Source organism: Maribacter spongiicola (genome assembly GCF_052119685.1).
GTDB classification, from domain to species: Bacteria; Bacteroidota; Bacteroidia; order Flavobacteriales; family Flavobacteriaceae; genus Maribacter; species Maribacter spongiicola_A.
Genome location: NZ_JBGQOO010000001.1, coordinates 338,005 through 355,741 on the forward strand (window position 1 = coordinate 338,005; position 17,737 = coordinate 355,741).

The following is a 17,737-nucleotide window of genomic DNA, read 5'->3' on the forward strand; positions in this document are numbered from 1 at the left end:
AACTCAAACGAGGTAGATAAAATACCTTATTTGAGTTTAGAATATAATAAAGAATATTGGTTAACTATTCTGCTCCAATTCCATAATAAGATTTGCGACTAAAGCTGTCCAACCCGTTTGGTGTGATGCTCCAAGACCTTTACCGCTATCCCCGTCAAAGAATTCATAAAAGAAATGCTCCTTTTTAAAATGCTCATTCTTTGTAAATACTTTTTGGTCGTCATCTGAATGGTACACAAATTTACCATCGGCATCAGGTTCGAACAATTTAATCAATCGTTTAGAAATCTCATTTGCGATCTCGTTCAAGTTCATTTTTTTACCTGATCCTGTCGGAAACTCGTAAACATATTCCTTACCATAATACGAATAATATTTACGTAGCGACTGTACGATCATATAATTCAAAGGCAACCAAATTGGTCCGCGCCAGTTAGAATTTCCCCCGAACATATTAGAACGGCTCTCGCCAGATTCGTACTGAATTTGGTGATGCCCGTTATGCAGAAATACGTAGGGGTGCTCTTCATGATATTTTGAAAGTGATCGAATACCATAATCGGACAAGAATTCTTTTTCATCTAATAGACGAAACAACAATTTCTCTAATCGAAACCCACGCATAATGGAAAATAGGTAATTACCTTCTGAATTAAATTCTTCAATATTTGAAATTAAAGACGCCAAATCTGGTCGTGTACGTACAATTTCTGCTGCTCGAGTTTTAAAATTCTTAAGTTCATCGAATAAGTCTTTATGAATAATCTCCACTGCGAACATGGGTATAATACCAACCAACGACCTCACTTTTAATCGGTCGGTTTTGCCGTTCGACATTTCGACTACATCGTAGTAGAAATTATCTTCATCGTCCCACAGCGAAATATCTTTTTGGCCAATATGGTGCATTGCCCAGGCAATATTCAAGAAATGTCTAAAAAACTTGGCAACACTATCCTCATAATTAGGGTTAATGGTTGCCATTTCTAATGACATACGTAACATATTCAAGGTAAACATTGCCATCCAACTGGTAGCATCTGCTTGTTGCATACGGGTAATACCTTCGGGCATATGGTTACGATCAAAAACTCCGATATTATCTAACCCTAAAAATCCGCCTTCAAAAAGGTTCGTTCCGCTTTTATCCTTTTGGTTTACCCACCAGGTAAAGTTCACCAGTAATTTCTGATAGGCTTTTTCAAGAAAATTAAAATCTCCCTTGCCGTTGCGTTTTTTGTCTTTTTCATAAACTGTCCACACTGCCCAAGAATGCACAGGTGGGTTTACATCACTAAAATTCCATTCGTAGGCCGGTATTTGTCCGTTAGGGTGCATATAACTTTCCTTAAGCACCAGCAGTAATTGCTCTTTGGCGAAATAAGGATCAATTTCTACAAATGATGCCATATGAAAAGCAAGGTCCCATGCAGCATACCAAGGGTATTCCCATTTATCGGGCATTGAGATAACATGACGATTGGTCAAATGCTCCCAATTAGTGTTTCTAGAATCTTTTCTGTAGGGCTTTGCTTCACCCGGGCCGCCAAACAGCCATTTATAGACATCGTAGTAATAGAACTGCTTCGTCCACAGTAAACCAGAAAAGGCTTTTTTAGCGATTTCTTGCTGTTGAACCGGAAGTTCTTTTTTCAATATATTACCATAAAACTCCTCACACTCTTGAATTCTTTTTTCAAAAATAGCATCGAAATTACCCCAAGGGTCGGCAAGTTTTCTTTTACTAAGTCGGACTTTTATTGTTTTTTCTTCTCCAGATTTTAGGCGGAGTTTGTGCCACACGGCAAATTTTGATCCTTTTTTATCAGGATTCACGGAAGGCTGCCCATCGATTACGTGATCATTGATACCATCTTTTACATAATCGACCTCATTAGGCACACCGTAAATACGTTGGTTGTTCGTTTCGTTTTCACAAAAAAGTTGATCACCATTTTCATGATAAAAATAGTAACGCCCATTTCGTGTGCTACGAGATTGCACCGAATTATCTGAAATAGATTTCATCTCAGGACGTTCGAACCTCTTATTATGTTTCCAGAAATTACGAAACCATAAATGCGGAAGTACGTGAATATTCGCAGCTCTCGGTCCTCTATTTATAACTGTCACTTTCATTAAAATATCACCAACATCTTCTTTGGCATATTCAATAAAGCAGTCGAAATACGTATTGTTTGCAAACGCCTTGGTATCTAAAATTTCATATTCAGACTCCTCACGATTTCTACTTTTATTCTTTTTTACCAGCTCGGCATACGGAAACTTCTTCTGCGGATACTTATATAAATATTTGGCGTACGAATGCGTAGGCGTTGATACCTGATGAAAATAAAGTTCTTTTACATCTTCACCATGGTTACCTTCATCATTTGTTAACCCAAACAGGCGTTCTTTTAAAATAGAATCTTTTCCGTTCCAGAAAGCAGGTGCTAGACATAGAATTTCTCTAGAATCGCAGAACCCGCCAATACCTTCTTCTCCCCATCTATAGGCATTACTACGTGCTTTGTCATGACCAACAAAACTCCATGCATGACCTTCGGGACTATAATCTTCTCTTACCGTACCCCATTGGCGCTCTGCCAAATAAGGACCCCATCTTTTCCAGTTTTTATAATTATCCTCAACGGCTAATCTTTTTTCCTCAGCATTTTTATGGACCATAAAGTCTTTTTCAATTATAACTATCTTCTTTTTCAACTTCTATTACAAATAACTACTAAACAAGCATTTTAAAAGCTGTGTAAATTTAATATCCAAATTTGGACATAACGTTAAAAATACCATTTGTAATAGTATAAGATTGATTAACGCACCTAGCAAGTGATTAGTATTACCTAATTGGCACTAATAAGATGAAAATGTTGTTAACTTGTTAAATTTAATACTGTTATACTATGAACCTCATAAACTAAAGTATTCACCTTTTGCTAAGATTTATAACAGATTGTTAGAAATATTTGCTTTTAAACATTTATATATCGCCCTTACCGCCCCTATTCGTTCTCTTATTAGTTAGAAAAAATAATAATACCCAGGAGTTTAACCACGCACATCTGTTTCAAGAATGGCGTATTCAAAACTATCTGACCATCCGGATTGCAGGGGGAGAATTTTCCGCTTACGACCTTCTTTTATCATCCCTACTTTTTCCATCACTTTTGCAGAACCTATGTTGTCTACAGCACAACCTGCTTCTATTCGATGTAGTTTAAGCACATCGAATCCGTAGTTCAAAACAGCTTTTAAAGCTTCTGTTGCATAGCCTTTGTTCCAATAATCAATATCTAGCTTATACCAAACCTCTGCTCTGTTGTATTTTTTGGGACCAAGTCTTAATCCGAATAAACCTATAAATACATTATTTGTTTTATGCTGAATGGCAAAGGTATAATTTCTGATTTCAGGTGCATTATTGGCTTCGATCCAAGGGGTTATCACCTCATGAGTTTCTTGTAAATTTTCAGGTATGCCAAGAGTATTAAATTCATCTGTTTCTGGTAAGCAATGCAAGCGATGAATAACTTCTACATCTGTCCCCAAAATCGGCCTTAATGTTAATCGGTCTGTTTGTATTTCGAGTTTGTTCATGGCTGATGTGATAGGTATTAATACTATTAATATACCTTCAAAAATAGGAGTTAAAAATTTTAGTTGACAGGCAAATAAATAATAAAAGTAGAACCTTCGTCTTTCTTGCCAATGGCATGAATATAACCATTATGTTTTTCAACTATCTTTTTACAAATAGAGAGTCCGATGCCTGTACCAGAATATTCGTTTTTTGAATGTAACCTTTGAAACACCTCAAAAATATTACTAGCAAACTCAGGCTCAAACCCAATACCATTATCAATAAATGATATTTTGTAATAGTACTCTGAATTCTTGCTAAAGTTTTCTTCAATTTCTGAATTACGCACTTTTTTAGAGCTAATGATTATTTTGGGAGCTACATCACTTTTGCCATATTTTATAGAATTACTGATCAGGTTCGTACATAATTGCTCTATTTTAAAAGGGATGCCCTGAATAATAGGCAAATTCTCGTATGTAATAGACGTATTCGTTTCTTTAATAAGCTGCGATAGTTCATCTTCGATTTTTAGAATAGTTTCACCCAAAGAAATACTCTCAAATTTTGAATTAATCTTATCTATTCTTGAATACGAAAGTAAATTCTGTATCAATTCTCGCATTCTAAAAGTACCGGATTTAATCTTACCGAAATAATTTTGAATACCTGCGGGCATGCTTTTTTCACCCTCGTCTTCTATTCGAGAAATAAACATTTGAATTTTACGCAAAGGCTCTTGTAAATCGTGACTCGCTACTCTATTAAAAGATTCTAGCTCTTCATTACTATGTTTCAATTTTTCATAACTATCTATAAGTGCCCTATCTTTTTCTACACGGCCGGTAATATCTTGCACAATACCCACCGATACCGGTCTGTTATCTATTTCAACATATTTGCCTTTTAAATCTAAATGTTTAATGCTTTTTTCTTTTGTAAAGACACGGTATGAAAAAACGGTAGATGCCCCTTTCTCTATGTCATTAGCACTTAAAGATTCGAAAATGGCAACATCTTCTGGATGCACAAATTCTTTATAAGAGTTAAAAGTCACCTCAAAACTATCGGGTTCATACCCAAGGATTCTGTAAAAGTTATCAGAAACCGTTGCGGTACCATCATCTAAATACCAAATAAAACTACCAACACCCGCTACATTTTCTGCTTCTTTAAAAATGGTGTTTTGTAGGCTTAGATCTTCGTTCAGTTTTTGAAGCTCTTCTTCTACTTTTTTAATTTTTGTAGTATCCCAAGCGGTATTTGTAATTCCATTAGCTGATTTTACAATGGTATTAAAAATGTATTTTTTTTCACCCTCGAACGTATACACACTTTCATGCTCTTGGATTTCGCCACTTACATAACATTCTTTCATTAAAGCAAAAAGTCCATTCTCCAAAACCATTGGGTACATCTCTAACAAAGAACTGCCAATAATATCATCTTGTTCTGACCCTGTTACTTTCTCTATGGCATTAGAGGTATACCTAAATTGAAAATCGGTTATATTCTTTTGTGTATCTAGAATAGGTTCAAAATGGCTAATAACATTGTTCGAACTTTTGTATACACCTTTTAAAAACTCTTCTGTTTCTTGTAATTTTTTATTCTGAATAAAAACCTGGCTATTTACTTCTTGAATTTCACCTTTCTGCTTGTATATACTTATAAAGCCGATTAAAAAAATGCCCAATGCCGTTAGCGCAACTAATAAAGATGACATGGGCGTTAAGAACGATTGCGAGGTATATTCTTCTTTACGCGAAACCATTAAATAGTTCTCTTCAGCGAGCATTCTATCTTTTATGACCTGAGACTCCGCCACAATTTTCGAAATCCGCTGATGACGCTTATAGCGCAAACCAGTATAATTAATAACAATACTATCTTTTACTTCTAAACTATCAGGCGCTTTAGTGGCATCAGTAAAGGTGGTAGTATCAATTTCAACCTTAATTCTATCATGTAAAAGTTGTAATGCCTTAACACGTTCTTGTTGAGCATCGTTGTCTGTTGTAAGTGTATTCAACCTATCTAATGACTGACCCATTTCTGTTACCACAATGGCGTAAAGATTACTCTCTTCGTCTTGAAAAAGTTTTTTAAGTTGAATGGCTTCTACCTCTAAAAATTTAGATGAAAGCTCTACAATGGTTCGCTGTACTTCTAGTGTGTGAGAAACAAGATCTCCTGTTTTATGAAGTCTATTTACTTGCTTGTAGCCTACACTAACAGTGTACAGTAACAAAGCGATTGCCAAAACCAATAGAACAATATAGGTTTTTGTAGAACCGATAAGGGACTTTAACTTCATCATGGTCTCTCTTGAAAATAAGCTTGTCATTTTTAGTAACAGGTTTAAAGGGGGGTATTACCGATCATTAAAATTTCAATGAATGAATATACCTCATTTTGATATGATCAGATTCAAATTTTCAAATAAATATGAAAATGAATTTGGATAACTATTTCATCTACTGAAATATTACCAACGATCTGCGAGAATAGTGTAGTGAAGAATTCGAAGTTCAATCAAAAGAAAATCCCCATTACGATTGTCATCGTAATGGGGATTTTTTAAATTATAACCTTTGTATTTAATCTTGAAGTGCCAATGCATCTTGTTCTTTTTGAGCACCTTTCTTCTGCTCTTCTACTATGTCTTGAATAAACTCATCTATCTGATCCTTTGTAACATTAGGCATACAAATTACATGCGTAATATCATCGGTCGCTAACTGCCATTTCTTTTTAATGGCATCGGTAACCTTAGGCAGTACAACGGTTATCGCCCCTTCATTCTTCCATGCGTTGATGCCTATTTTCAGAAGCTCTTGCTTACAATACTCGGCAGTTTCTAAACTATGACGGTACCGCTCTTCTAAACCTTTTACGCCCATTTTCTTTATGGCGTACCACAGAAACAGCGGACTATGTCCGTTTCTAGATCCTGTAATGGTAGTGTCTAATGAACCGATATATGAAATACCCCTTGCTATTCGATCTCGTAACGAGCGTTTTGCGATAATAACACCTGAAGGAAACGGAGAACCTATAAATTTATGACCGCTGATAGAAATACTATCTGCTCCATCTTGAAAATCGAACGGAATACGAGGTTCTATAAAAGGACCGTAAGAACCCGCCAAAGCAGCATCGCAATGTATATAGTGATTTTGAATAGCCAATTTCTTTAAAATTCTTTTCACCTTAGAAACATCATCCTTCGCCTCGGTCATCGTAGTACCAAATGTGGTTAGAATAATAGCCGGTTTATCTCTGTTCAATTGCAAGGTATTCTCTAAATCATCATAATCTAGCTCACCATTCTCTTGCGCCCTAATCGTAATACTTGGTAAGTTCAATAAATGAATATTTTTTTTTACACTGTAATGTGTAGATTCTGAAAAATATACCATTGCCTTTGGATGAGATTCTCTTGCCAAATACAAGCCGTACAAGTTACTTTCAGACCCACCATTTGTTACATACCCCCAGAAATCATTGGGATCTGCTCTGTATAATTTTGCAAAGAAATCGACCACTTCACGCTCCATTTCATGTGTTTGAACCTTATACGTATTATCCTCATAAGGATCACCTACGTTATTTATAGGATGCTTTAAAAACTCGTATAATCTGGAATAATCAAAATCTTTTGCAACTGGGTAACCTATAACCCTATCTTTCTCTTGAATTAGCTTGGTTAACAGCTCATCTATCTGTTGTTCATTATTCATATTCGCCTATTTAAGTACACGTATTTTAATACTGTAAAATTACAATTACTGATAATAAATTACTTTATATAAACTAAATACAGAATATTGAACTGATATACTTAATTTAACAGTTTTAAATAACTGTTTAACTCATTATTGATTTAAATAAAAGAAAAATAAACTGGTATGGATACGATTGATGGTAAAATATTGATGCAACTTCAAAAAAATGCAAAGCAAAATACTAAAGAAATTGCGGCTAAAGTAGGGTTGAGCGTTACCCCTACATACGAAAGAATTAGAAAGCTAGAACAGCAAAAAATCATTAAAGCCTATGTTGCCTTACTAGATAGAACGAAAATTGAAAAGAAATTAATCGCCTATTGCCAAGTGACCTTGTCGAAACAACAGAAGAAATTGGCAGACAGTTTTAAAGAGCAGATTTTATTATTACCCGATATTATGGAATGCCATCAAGTATCTGGTAATTTTGATTACTTGTTGAAAATTGCTTTAGATGATATAGCGGAGTTTCATGAATTTATGAATGAAAAACTGTCTATTATTGATGGCATCTCTACCATACACAGCTCGTTTGTATTGAATTCTGTAAAAGATAGCACTGCTTATAATTTGTAACAAAAGGGAAAAATAAAAGCTTAAGAGTTATAATGACTGATTTGTTAACCTCTTTTAGTCTTCAATTACGGAAAAGATCACCTCTTTAAATTCTTTAGAGTCATCAACATCAAAAGGAATTGGTTCAAGATGCGCGTGAAATTCATCATATATTTCACCTGTGTCCTTTTTGATTTTATAACTAGATTCTTGAGTATCAGATACTACTTCAATATCGTAAAAGTCTTCATTCTCACGAATAATTATATCTTCTTCAAATCCATCTAAATTACCAATCGCTTGTTTTACAAAATCGATATGCTTTTTGATATCTTCTGTTAAGTTAAAATAGGGAATCGTTCGTTCAGTGGAATAATTGTAAGGATTTGCAACGGAGTTTTTATATGTAGTTTGCGTAGTAATATTCACCCCAACATCAAAATAGTAGATCGTATTTATAGGAATGTATTTATATTGATTTCTAAACGAAACATATACTTCCTCGCCATTTGACAATACCGTAGCTGATGTAAAATTCTCAAGACTTATGGAACCGCCAATTGAATTTAAGGCTGATGCTACAATAGCATCTTTACCCAATTTAAGTATCTCTGTAACCTCTTTCGACATTTTAGGACTATTTTGATGGGTTTGCTGTGCATGACAAACTGAAGCTGTTTGTATGAATAAAATAACAATAAGGCTTGAGATGATTTTCATTGATTGTAAATACTTAGCAATTGAAGGTAATTAACTATTACACTTTTCCCTAAGTTCCTTTTCATAAGCCTCTGTTACATTAGGGTTATTCATTTTCTTAGCTTTCTTAAGTAAACCTTTAGCCTCTTTACAATCACCGAGATACATTTTAATAATAGAGAGCTTATATATGGTGTTTGAATCGCGACCATCATACTTTAGCGATTTTTCTAGATACTCATTTGCCGATATTAGCGGTTGATTCGCATTTGATGCACCCCTTTCTAAACGTTGATAGTAGTCACCTAAATACGTAGTACCATAATCTGTCAAAATTTTGGTATGCTTCGGATTTATTACCAAACCTTTCTCATACTGCTCTCTAGCCTTTTCTAATGCACCAAGATTAAAATAGATTGCTCCGAAACCATAGTAAGCATCCGCATTCTTTGAATTCAACAAATTAGCTTGATTGAATCTTCGCATTGCAGTAACAAAATCACCTTTATCATATAGATAAGTAAAAGCCAGCTCATTCATTTTTTTACTCGCAGCTATAGTGTCTCCTTTGTAATGTTCTAAAATTTCTTTCCTGAATTTGTTATCTGACTCTATTTGCTCTTCAGTTTTTACAACATTTCCATATTCCGGCTGTAGAGAAATATCAATTGCTGCCTTTTTTTCCCAAGACAAATAATTATTATTTTGAGCAAATGAATTAAGTGATATAATTAGAAAAAATAAAGTACATTTTAATTTCATAAATTTTATTAAGTATAAACACACAACGTATTTGAATATGTTTTGTTGTGATTTGCACTAGCTTTCAAAAGATATAACGGCAGAAATTGAAGCCAAGGATAATGTTGTCTTAGATTAAAGAAAATTTATTGGTTTTTATCGATTCTCTTTTTTAGACAACATTACTAATTATATTCAATTCTTGCATTTTTAAAAGATTCTGTTGAATCAATTTCCATAACTTTATATCTGATACAGTTCTTTTTTGAATCATATTTAATACAGTCATAAATACTTTCACTGAAAACTTCTCCATCTTCAATAACGATAGTTGAGTTTTTTACAATTTCTCCGTTATTCAATTCAGTAACATTTTTGATAACCGAAGACCCTCTATCGTAGACATTGTACTTAATCAAACTTCTATTTGAATCATATAAAAACTCAGTTATTTGGTCAGGAAACGAACTGTATATTAAATTTATAGAATCTGTTAAAGAGATTCCTAAAGCTCTGTATTCAGATTGCTTAATTAATTTTCCGTTTTTATTAAGTACGTTTTCAATTTTAGATTTATTTACAAATCCCCTTGAACCATTGAAATATGTTTTTGAAATCAAAAGGTTCTTTTCTTCATAATTATAAGAATGAATATGTATTAAACCTTCCAAAGAATATTGCCTTTGTTCGGAAATCATACCGTTTTGATTGAAATATAATTCGTTATCAATAATGTATGCGTTTTCATTTTCTTTTGCCGTATTATTTCTTTCGTGCTCAAACTTTAGGCTCTTAACATCTCCTTTAAGTCCAATTTTTTCTATATCCGTCGTAAGATTTTTATTAGTTGAACAGCTAAAGAGTAAAATTGAAGTCACAAAAATCTGAAGGTATCTCATTCATTTTAATGTTGCCTAACACATAAATATGTGCAATTGCTATTTCAGCTAAGAAGATACAATTTCTTTCCAAAGTCATTATATGCAACTAGTTTAAAAACACTCGACGATTAAACAAAAAATAGTTCAATTGAATATCCGAAAAATAATATGTTTTTTGATGAATAAAAATCATAAACAATTACTGTAGCTATTTGTAAAAGTTTATTTAAACAATTGTATAAAAAAACAGCCAGTATTTAAAAAATACTGGCTGTTTCTATTTGAAAAAGAAAAGAAGTTATTCTACTCCTCTCCCAACTCGGTAATTTTCTTTTCGTATAGTTTTTTACTTTCTACTACGGCAACATTCAATTCTTGCATAATACCATCTACACGACCTTCTATACTTTTCATTTGATCATTAATATTATCGAAAGAATTAAGGGCTGCAGCTACTTCTAATGCTTTAACGACCTCAACGGCATCGCCATGTAATAATCTTAACTTATCTATAGCTTGCGATGTGTTGGTTAAAGTACCGTTATACTTGGTACGTGCTTTTTCTATGGCACCTAATAGTGTTTTCTTACTAGTTTCATCACTTAGACTATTGGTCTGTGTTTCCATAGCTGTAAACAAGTTAGAAGCCTTTTCTTTTAAATCTTCGTACTCTTTGTTTAAGTTCTGAACGCGACGATCTACTTTCTCCCAATCGCCATATACCTTAGCGAATTCTTTGTCTTCATTTTTGGTGTCTTCTAAGGCGCTTTTTAATGCATTTAAAGATTCTAGACCTTTGTTAACATTTTTATTGGCGGTCTCTTTTTTATTCTCAAAAGAGTTTACCTGAGATTTAAACTTGTCTTTTAAACGAATAAGGTCTTCAGGACTTTTATCTTTCCAACAAGAAGTTAGGGTAAGTGCAATTAGGGCAACAAATAGTGTTCTTTTAAACATGTAATACTTTCTTTAGTTAATGGTACGCCAAAGATACATATTCTAAGATGCTTTTTATTTGAAAATGAAATGGTCGAAATTTTAGCTGTAGGTCACTAAAATGTCTGCTACCTTTTTTAGGTCAGATACTACAATTTCTGTTTCTGGTGCTAGCGGATATACTTGTTGACCAGGTCTACAAATAAACGCTGCTCACCAGCCTGCCCAGAGTGCACCGGCAACATCCCAACCATGGGCTGCTATGAGCATACATTCTTGGGGCTATAACCCCATTTGTTTTGCTCCCCACGCATAAGTATCCGTAAACGGTTTGAATTTTCCCGTTGGCACTACACTTAGCATTTCATCAAAATATTCGGTTAATTTGGCATTTTCAAATTGCTTTTTTAATCCGTCGTTAGATGAATTGGTGAAGGCTACTAATTTGTATCCAGCATTTTTCAATTGTGAAAGCGCTTCTTTTACTTCTGGGTGCGCAGGTAAATTTCCCATAGCCTCTGAAATAATGGTATTGGCCTGTTCTTCCCTAAGAGAAATATCAACATTTGCAGCCACCATTTGTAATGCGGCAGCACCAATGTGACCGAATGGTTTATACTGACCACTTGCCGAAGTCACTAATGAATAATGTAACATGGTGGTAAACCAAAGAGAAAGCAAATCTTCTCTTCCGCCTAATGCTTTACCTACTTCTTTTTTAACTGAAGTAAGATCTAAAAGTGTTTCATTGACATCAAAGAACAACACTTTTGGTCTGATATTTTTATGCGCTTTAGTTATTTCCATATTAAAGTTTACGCTTTTTGTGCTTAATTTTTTTTACTAGAATTATAAGGTGCACCAATGACACTCATAAGCTGAATTAATATATTCGGGTTTATAAAAGGAAAATAAACTATTCTTTAAACAAGATAATTTACCTTAATTAAACTGTAAAAATTTCATTTCTTTGGCTCTTGATTTTCCTTTTCTATTTGTTCATAAGCCCTATTTAATTCTTCTTCTGTTGGTTCTGGCAGCATTTGCTCCTTTGCCAACTGTGGTTCAAAACTAAATTTGGTAAAAAATGGAAAATGATCAGAGCCATTATTATCCCCGAGTTTAACATCTAGAATTCTAAAATCGGGAGATGAAAAAATATGATCTAAAGGCCACCGCATAATCCAACTCTTTGCATTGTACGTACTAAAAAATCCTCTTCCCTTTCGCAAATCTAATAATCCGCTAACTTTCTGAAATAGCTCTGTAGTCTCTGACCAAGCTACATCATTAAAATCTCCCATAACAATAACTGGAAATTTTGATTCTCTTGTAAGCTTCGCAATTTTCATCATCTCAGCATCTCTATCAACAGAAGTTGGATTATGTTGTGGGGTTGGTGGTGCAGGATGTATGGCGAACAATTGAATAGTATCTTTAGATTTCAAAATAATTTTTGAGTGTATAGAAGGTATAGTGTCTTCTACTAAATATCTTACGCTAGGTTCTAAAAGTTCTAATTTGGAATAAAGGAACATACCATATGTATTACTTAAAGGAACTTCCAATTTATACAAATATTCTTTACTTAAAGACTTTGAAAATGCTTGTTGCCATTTTTTGTCGGTTTCAGTAAATAATAAAATATCCGCATCAAATTTTTTAGCTTCATTTACAACAGAAACTTTATTATCATTTTTCTGTAACACATTCGCTGTATAAATATCGAATGTGGGCTTACTTTCGGGGCTACTTTCGAAAATTTCCTTTTTTGCAAATGTGGTATACGGGTATACTTTTGCCATTTGAAAAGTAAAACAACCGGCCAGGGCGATAACAAAAAGAATGTCGACTTTGCTTTTTAAATTAAATCTGAAAAAATAAAGTAATAGTGCCAACATGGTTAAAACAGTTAATTGAAGATGTGGAAAGTCAAAAACCCTAACTGTCCAGTGATCAACTGCTATAAATGGAAAAATGGTCAACACTATTGCCAATACTGCAAAAACTCGTAAGAACAATCTTAATTTTAATTTATTACTTAGATTCATAATTACATTTTTGGTGGTTGGTTTTATTTTATTCAGATAAAAAGTGAGTTGTGTTTTAGAAATTTCTCACAGGCTTCAATTTTTAAATGTTTAATACAAATAATTATAAATTTGTACGTTTTGTTCTCATAATAATTACAGTTTTTTTTTAATCTTGTATTCGAATCCTAAACAAGTAGAAATATAAAAGGGACTTAAATTAGTAAGCCCCTTAGTTATTAAACTGCACACAAGAACACTAACCATTACTATTACAACACATGCAGCCTAATTATATGCAATTTTAATAGTAAATGACCAACCTTATTATCTATATCCAAAAATAAATTGACCCTGAATTTCATTGAAATTGATATTTATGAAGGGTTATTCATAAACAAAATTCATTCTATTCTTTATGTTTATATGGTATACACACATTTTTTAAGAAGTGCTTTATGTATACTTTACTGATCTAATTTTAAAATAACTCAACCAACATACTAACAGGGTCGACCGCGATTTAAATAACATTGAAATTAATTGCATGCACTACCTATATGGTTAGTTATAATTGGATTTGAGCACTTTAAAAAAAGTAGATTTAGTAATTTTATTGCGGAATAATTAAAACATATTTAACAGAGGAACTAACTATAATAAGCATGATTAACTTAGCCAACATATTGATTTAGTTAAAGATTCTAAAAATCGTTTGGCAAACTATTTAAATAATATGTTATAGCTAATTCTAAAACTAATTTAAGCTTTGAAAATAAATGGCTAGCGGTGTAATGTAAATATCAATCATTTAATGCTGTAGAGAATAAAAGTTGAAAGGCTTTCAAAATTAAATACTAATTTTTAAATTAAAAATACTATGAAATGGCAAGGTAGGCGTCAAAGTTCAAATGTAGATGATCAAAGAGGTCAGTCTAGTTCTAGAAAGAGTTTTAGTGGTTTTAACCCAACATTACTTGCACCAATAATCAAAATGCTATTTTCCAAAACCGGCTTGATTATCGCGGGACTTTTCTTAGCATTTTCATTCTTAACCGGTAACAACCCGTTAAGCTTAATAAGTAACTTTTTAGGCGGCAATAGTCAGACTGTTTCTACAGAATCGTATCAAGGTACTGCGAAAGAAAATCAGCAGGCTGAATTTAGCGCAACTATTTTGGCCAGTACCGAAGATGTATGGAATAACCTTTTAGATGATTACCGCGAGCCTACTTTGGTTCTTTTTACAGGTTATGTAACGTCTGCTTGCGGCTCAGCCTCGAGTGCAACAGGCCCTTTTTACTGTCCTGGTGACGAAAAATTATATCTTGACTTAAGTTTTTTTCAAGATATGGAACAACAAATGAATGCACCGGGCGATTTTGCGCAAGCTTATGTCATTGCACATGAAGTTGGTCATCATGTTCAAAAACTAATGGGAATAACCACCAAAGTCGATAGGCTCAGGGGACAATTAAGCGAAAAAGAATTTAACAAATACTCTGTTCGTTTAGAGCTACAAGCGGATTTCTTTGCCGGCGTTTGGGCAAATCGTTCACAAAGCATGACGCAAATGATGGAAAAAGGTGATCTTGAAGAAGCCTTAAATGCTGCAAATGCTATTGGCGATGATCGCTTACAAAGACAATCAACTGGAAAAGTTGTACCTGACTCTTTTACACATGGCACTTCAGAACAACGTATTAGATGGTTTAAAAAAGGGTTTGATACTGGTGATATTTCGCAGGGTGATACTTTTAGCGCAACTGTACTTTAATTAACCAAGAACAACGTACTATTTTTTTAAAACAGCTATATCCTTTTACTAAAAATATAGGAAACTACCAATGCCACCCAAGCAATTACCGCAGCCATCTGCTCTCCATCGCTTATCATTATATGTGCAAAAAAGGCTAAGGTAACCGCAAAGAAAAATGCGGAATATGCCCACTCTTTAATCACATGAAATTTCGGATTCCAAATAGCAAATAAACCAACCAACTTTGCCGTAGCGTACGGATAAATTAAATATGTTGGATAGCCCAAACTCGAAAAGGCTCCTTTTATAAATTCGTGATTAAAAAAGTACATGCCTGCAGAAAATAATATCACCAAGCTAAAAATACCTGTAGCGATGTAATAAATGATTCTATCTCTTTTCATGGTTAACAGTATTGGTGGTCAAATATTAATTTATTTCAGCTTATGTAATGCCTCTAAGATATCCGTCACTTCTGCTCTTTCGGTATAATCAGCATCTAAAAAGGCATATTGAATAACAGCATCAGTATCAATTACATAAGTCGCTGCCAACGGCAGTTCATTACTATCATCTCCATTTACTTCACTTAACCCAAATCCTGCTTCATAAATAGAAGCTACCTGATTGGTCAATGTATACACTACGCCATATTCTTTACCAACCACATTACCCACATCGCTCAACACCGTAAATTCAAGTTTATTTTTCTCTGAAGTAGATAAAGAATTATCTGGCAATTCTGGTGTAATAGCAATTAATGTAGCACCTGTTTTTTTAATTTCAGGAAGTTTTTCTTGTAAATAGTGCAGTGTAATGTTACAATACGGACACCAACCACCTCTGTACCATGTTAAAACAACTGGAGCGTTTTTCAGTTCCTCATATAATGAAAACCACTTACCCAACGTATTTTTCAACGTGAAGTTAGGTGCTTTGCTATTGACATTCAATGCGTTTTCTAAAACTCCCGATGCGGCAACACTTGAAATACCCTCAGCATATATCTGCTTTTTCTCTTCGGTAAATTTCGCTGCAGCTTCTTGGCGTTTTATATCTAACAATACATCTAGTTCACCTTTAATTTTATCTGCTTTACTCATAACCTGCATTTTTAATTTTCTATTCAGCGATCAATTCAGAAAGTACTTGTTTAAAACTAGCTACGGATTGGGCTCCTGTTATGGCACTTTTCATGTTAAATACAATAGTTGGTACGGAGTTTACACCCATATTCTTCCATTGCCCCTGTCTATTCCTTACTTCATGACGGGCTTCTACATTATCCAATTTCAACAATGCTACCTCTGCATTTAAACCCACTTCTAATAGCGCTTGTTTTAAGACCTCTCTATCAGACACATCTTTTCTTTCTCCAAAAAATGAAGTCATTAAGCGTAATTTTAGTTCCGTTTGTTTCCCAAAATCTTTTGCATACTCCAATAACACATGAGCGTCGAAAGTGTTCGACATACGCATCTCATCAAAATAGTCGAATTTGAATCCTAACTCTTCACCGATATCGGTCATGTTCTCACGCGACTCTTTCTGCTGTTCTATAGTTGAACCATATTTTTCGGTAATATGCTCAGTAATATTCTGACCTTCTAGTGGCATACCCGGATTCAATTCATAAGGTTGCCATTCAATCTCTACTTGATCTTGAATACCTAGTTCGTCAATTGCTTTTTCTAATCTCTTGTAGCCAATTGCACACCAAGGACAAACAACATCAGATACAATATCTATTTTTAATTTCTTTTTCATAATTCTAAAATGTCACCAACTCACTAATTTGAATCTCACCTTGTACATTACTATAATTCTTTACATCATCTGCAAATGTCGCTGCATGCTTACCAAATGAAGCCTGAAAAGAAGCTACATCGTCAAATTTTAAGTGTACAATAGCAACATAAGGCGCAGCCTCACCTGTTGCTCTTCCACCAACTCCCAAGTCAAGTTCCATATCTTTTATTGCACTGCCTACCAATTTAGATACCATTGGCAAATGCTTATTTTTGTAATAGTCAACATCGAATTTTACACCTTCAATATTCGGATACATTACTGATACTTTTATCATAATTTATTATTTAAATTAATAGTAAACCTTCCGAATATACAGAAGGCCTACTTTACACAATTAACATGTGGTTTCTGGGGGAAAATGAAACCTCAATTATTTAGACCATGCAAACTTTTGAAAAGCTGCATCGACCGGTGTATTTGCAATATGATTTGTATAGTTACTAATTACCTTTTGAGATAATCCTAAAATAATTTCTAATACCTGAGCTTCACCATAACCAGCTGTGTAAAAAGCATCTAAATCTTCTTTTGTTACATTACCGCGGTTACGCACTATAGTTAATGTCATCGTTCTTAAAGCTTCTAATTTTGCGTCTGCTAACGGAGTTTCGTTACGTAAAGCATCTGTAATGGCATCATCAACCTTCATCATTTTAGCAATACCTGTATGTGCCGGCACGCAATAATGACACGCGTGTTCAACATTGATTGTTTGCCACACTACCGTTAACTCATCATTATCGAATGAAGTTTCAGTAAATAACTGATGTAGTGTTTGATACGCTTCTAATAATTTTGAAGAAGAAGCCAACACACCATGCAAACCAGGAATCATACCAAATGATTTTTGAGAGTTCTCTAATAATGCTTTGCTACCTTTTGGTGCAGATTCTATGTCGTGTACTTTTAAAGTTGTCATAATCTTATTATTTCTATTA

17 protein-coding genes are annotated in these 17,737 nt (G+C 33.9%); 2 read left to right on the forward strand and 15 right to left on the reverse strand.

Going from position 1 to position 17,737, the window contains the following annotated elements:
• Positions 1 to 60 precede the first annotated feature (60 nt).
• From ACEN2N_RS01350 to ACEN2N_RS01365, 4 genes are all read right to left on the reverse strand, one after another.
• Positions 61 to 2,688 (reverse strand): MGH1-like glycoside hydrolase domain-containing protein, encoded by a 2,628-nt coding sequence (locus ACEN2N_RS01350; RefSeq protein ID WP_441822652.1) that lies wholly within the window; start codon positions 2,686 to 2,688, stop codon positions 61 to 63.
• 378 nt (positions 2,689 to 3,066) lie between these two features.
• Positions 3,067 to 3,615, reverse strand: a complete 549-nt coding sequence (locus ACEN2N_RS01355) for a GNAT family N-acetyltransferase (RefSeq protein ID WP_441822653.1) — start codon at positions 3,613 to 3,615, stop codon at positions 3,067 to 3,069.
• 59 nt (positions 3,616 to 3,674) lie between these two features.
• Positions 3,675 to 5,945: an ATP-binding protein gene (locus ACEN2N_RS01360; protein ID WP_441822654.1), complete on the reverse strand. Its 2,271-nt coding sequence runs from the start codon at positions 5,943 to 5,945 to the stop codon at positions 3,675 to 3,677.
• Positions 5,946 to 6,198: 253 nt separating this feature from the next.
• Positions 6,199 to 7,341, reverse strand: coding sequence for a histidine decarboxylase (locus ACEN2N_RS01365; protein ID WP_441822655.1), 1,143 nt, complete (start codon positions 7,339 to 7,341; stop codon positions 6,199 to 6,201).
• Between the two features lie 168 nt (positions 7,342 to 7,509).
• Here ACEN2N_RS01365 and ACEN2N_RS01370 point away from each other — a divergent pair, with 168 nt between their 5' ends.
• Positions 7,510 to 7,962, forward strand: coding sequence for an Lrp/AsnC family transcriptional regulator (locus tag ACEN2N_RS01370; protein WP_441822656.1), 453 nt, complete (start codon positions 7,510 to 7,512; stop codon positions 7,960 to 7,962).
• 54 nt (positions 7,963 to 8,016) lie between these two features.
• Here ACEN2N_RS01370 and ACEN2N_RS01375 read toward each other — a convergent pair whose 3' ends face one another.
• From ACEN2N_RS01375 to ACEN2N_RS01400, 6 genes are all read right to left on the reverse strand, one after another.
• Complete coding sequence (locus ACEN2N_RS01375; RefSeq protein WP_441822657.1) at positions 8,017 to 8,661, reverse strand: hypothetical protein; 645 nt, start codon at positions 8,659 to 8,661, stop codon at positions 8,017 to 8,019.
• Positions 8,662 to 8,691: 30 nt separating this feature from the next.
• Positions 8,692 to 9,333: a tetratricopeptide repeat protein gene (locus tag ACEN2N_RS01380; protein ID WP_441822658.1), complete on the reverse strand. Its 642-nt coding sequence runs from the start codon at positions 9,331 to 9,333 to the stop codon at positions 8,692 to 8,694.
• A 233-nt stretch (positions 9,334 to 9,566) separates the two neighbouring features.
• Positions 9,567 to 10,280 carry a hypothetical protein gene (locus ACEN2N_RS01385; protein ID WP_441822659.1) on the reverse strand — a complete coding sequence of 238 codons (714 nt, stop codon included), beginning with the start codon at positions 10,278 to 10,280 and terminating at the stop codon, positions 9,567 to 9,569.
• Between the two features lie 285 nt (positions 10,281 to 10,565).
• Entirely contained in the window at positions 10,566 to 11,219 is a 654-nt protein-coding gene (locus tag ACEN2N_RS01390; protein WP_441822660.1) for a hypothetical protein, read from the reverse strand.
• A gap of 261 nt (positions 11,220 to 11,480) precedes the next feature.
• Entirely contained in the window at positions 11,481 to 12,005 is a 525-nt protein-coding gene (locus tag ACEN2N_RS01395; protein WP_441822661.1) for an HAD family hydrolase, read from the reverse strand.
• 155 nt (positions 12,006 to 12,160) lie between these two features.
• Positions 12,161 to 13,249: an endonuclease/exonuclease/phosphatase family protein gene (locus ACEN2N_RS01400; RefSeq protein WP_441822662.1), complete on the reverse strand. Its 1,089-nt coding sequence runs from the start codon at positions 13,247 to 13,249 to the stop codon at positions 12,161 to 12,163.
• Between the two features lie 859 nt (positions 13,250 to 14,108).
• Here ACEN2N_RS01400 and ypfJ point away from each other — a divergent pair.
• Complete coding sequence (gene ypfJ, locus ACEN2N_RS01405; protein WP_441822663.1) at positions 14,109 to 15,005, forward strand: KPN_02809 family neutral zinc metallopeptidase; 897 nt, start codon at positions 14,109 to 14,111, stop codon at positions 15,003 to 15,005.
• A gap of 35 nt (positions 15,006 to 15,040) precedes the next feature.
• Here ypfJ and ACEN2N_RS01410 read toward each other — a convergent pair whose 3' ends face one another.
• The 5 genes from ACEN2N_RS01410 to ACEN2N_RS01430 form a co-directional block, all read right to left on the reverse strand.
• The gene (locus tag ACEN2N_RS01410; protein WP_441822664.1) at positions 15,041 to 15,391 is read right to left on the reverse strand and encodes a DoxX family protein; all 351 of its coding nucleotides are present in this window, start codon (positions 15,389 to 15,391) and stop codon (positions 15,041 to 15,043) included.
• Positions 15,392 to 15,421: 30 nt separating this feature from the next.
• Positions 15,422 to 16,090 (reverse strand): peroxiredoxin-like family protein, encoded by a 669-nt coding sequence (locus tag ACEN2N_RS01415; protein WP_441822665.1) that lies wholly within the window; start codon positions 16,088 to 16,090, stop codon positions 15,422 to 15,424.
• A gap of 19 nt (positions 16,091 to 16,109) precedes the next feature.
• Complete coding sequence (locus ACEN2N_RS01420) at positions 16,110 to 16,754, reverse strand: DsbA family oxidoreductase (protein ID WP_441822666.1); 645 nt, start codon at positions 16,752 to 16,754, stop codon at positions 16,110 to 16,112.
• Between the two features lie 4 nt (positions 16,755 to 16,758).
• Entirely contained in the window at positions 16,759 to 17,073 is a 315-nt protein-coding gene (locus ACEN2N_RS01425; protein ID WP_423998163.1) for an EthD family reductase, read from the reverse strand.
• Between the two features lie 96 nt (positions 17,074 to 17,169).
• Entirely contained in the window at positions 17,170 to 17,718 is a 549-nt protein-coding gene (locus tag ACEN2N_RS01430) for a carboxymuconolactone decarboxylase family protein (protein ID WP_423998161.1), read from the reverse strand.
• Between the last annotated feature and the right edge of the window lie 19 nt (positions 17,719 to 17,737).